The sequence below is a fragment of the Brevundimonas vesicularis genome (assembly GCF_032067225.1).
GTDB classification, from domain to species: Bacteria; Pseudomonadota; Alphaproteobacteria; order Caulobacterales; family Caulobacteraceae; genus Brevundimonas; species Brevundimonas vesicularis_F.
Genome location: NZ_DAMBJX010000113.1, coordinates 1 through 1,649, shown reverse-complemented (window position 1 = coordinate 1,649; position 1,649 = coordinate 1). Strand labels below are relative to the sequence as shown.

Annotated in this window: 2 protein-coding genes; one reads left to right on the top strand and one right to left on the bottom strand. The window is 65.2% G+C overall.

What is annotated here, in order from left to right:
* A partial coding sequence (locus RT123_RS15715; protein ID WP_313010185.1) for a 7-cyano-7-deazaguanine synthase occupies window positions 1-124 on the bottom strand: 124 nt, incomplete at its 3' end.
* Window positions 125-316: 192 nt separating this feature from the next.
* Here RT123_RS15715 and RT123_RS15710 point away from each other — a divergent pair.
* Window positions 317-1,649: ATP-binding protein (locus tag RT123_RS15710; RefSeq protein ID WP_313010183.1), on the top strand; the 1,333-nt coding region annotated here is incomplete at its 3' end.

Sequence of the window (1,649 nt, the reverse complement as noted above, 5' to 3'; positions counted from 1 at the left end):
CGAAGCCGACCGTCTCCACCCGCTCGAACCGCTTCAGCGCCCAGGCCAGGCAGGTCGCGCTGTCCTGCCCGCCGGAGAACAGAACCAGGGCCGATGTAGGGGTCTTTTCCAGGATGACGCTCATGACGAATCTGCGGTCGGCCGGTCGGCCGCGCGCATGCACAAAGGGATGGGGACCCAGATGGGCCGGGCGGGCCTCATACACCAGACCCAACCCTTGAGCAAAAAAGGCGGATTTGCGTCTTGGACGACGCCGCTTAACTAATCCGCAAGCGATTTGGGCTTTTACTCACAATGAGTAGGAGTTCCAGGCAGTATGCCGACCATCGAGACCCTTTCCGAGCGTCCAAAGCCGGTTGCGCCGACGACTCTCGGCTGCGAGGTTCTGGCGCGTTTTGAATGCGAGCCGGATACGCTGGTCATTCCCGTGGTCGATGGCGACCGTCCCGTCGGTTTGGTCGAACGCACCGCCTTCCTTCAGAAAATCGCCGCCCGCTTCGGCCACGCCCTTTACGACCTTCGCCCCATCACCTTCGCCATGGATGCCGAGCCCGCCGTGGTCGAGGCCGGCGTCCGCATCGACGCCTTTTGCGACATCATGCTGAAGGGCGGTCCGGCCGCCCTGCTGCGCGGCTTCATCGTCACCAAGAACGGCGCCTATTGGGGTGTGGGCACCGCCGCCACCCTGTTGCAGGCCGTCAACACGCGTCAGCGCGAGCAAAATGCGGAACTGGCCGAACAGGCCGCGATCCTCAGCGACACCCGCGCCCAGGCCATCGCCGCCGCCCGCGCCAAGAGCCAGTTCCTGGCCATCATGAGCCACGAACTGCGCACGCCCATGAACGGCGTCCTGGCCGTCGCCGAACTGCTCCGCCGCCAGCCGTTGAACACGGCGGCTCACGCGCACGTCCAGACCATCGTGGATTCGTCCGAGACCCTGCTGCGCATCCTTCAGGACGCGGTGGACCTGTCCAAGGCCGAGGCCGGCGAACTGGAGCTTAAGACCGAGCCTACCGCCCTGCGCGCCGTCATGGACGACATCCAGTCGATGTGGGAGCCGCGCGCCTCTCAGGACGGCGTGACCCTGCTCGTCGGCTATGAAGGCGACACCGAACTGGCGGCCGTTATCGACGGGGTGCGTTTGAAGCAGGTGTTTAACAACCTGATCGGCAATGCGCTGAAGTTCGCCCGCAACGGCGTTGTCGAAGCGGGCCTTAAGGCTTGGGTTGAAGGCGACCGCATTCGGATGGAAGCCCGCATTCGCGACGATGGCCCCGGCGTCGAGCCGGATCGCGTCGATTCCATCTTCGAACCGTTCGTCCACGGATCCGGCCCCGACGGCGCCGGCCTGGGTCTGTCGATCTGTCGTCAGGTCATCGACCGGATGGACGGCCGGATTTGGGCCGAAAACAACAAGGGACGTGGCGCGACCTTCGCCTTCGATCTGACAGCGCCGCGGGTCGTGGTCGAGGCGGAAGCGCAATCGAACGTGTCGGACCTGTCGGGCCTCGACCTGAAATCCGCGCCGCACATCCTGATCGTCGACGACAACGCCACCAACCGCGTCGTCGCCCAGGCGCTGTGCGAGATGTTCGGCTGCAGCTCCGAACTGGCCGAGGACGGCCTGGAGGCGCTTCAGGCCGTTCAGG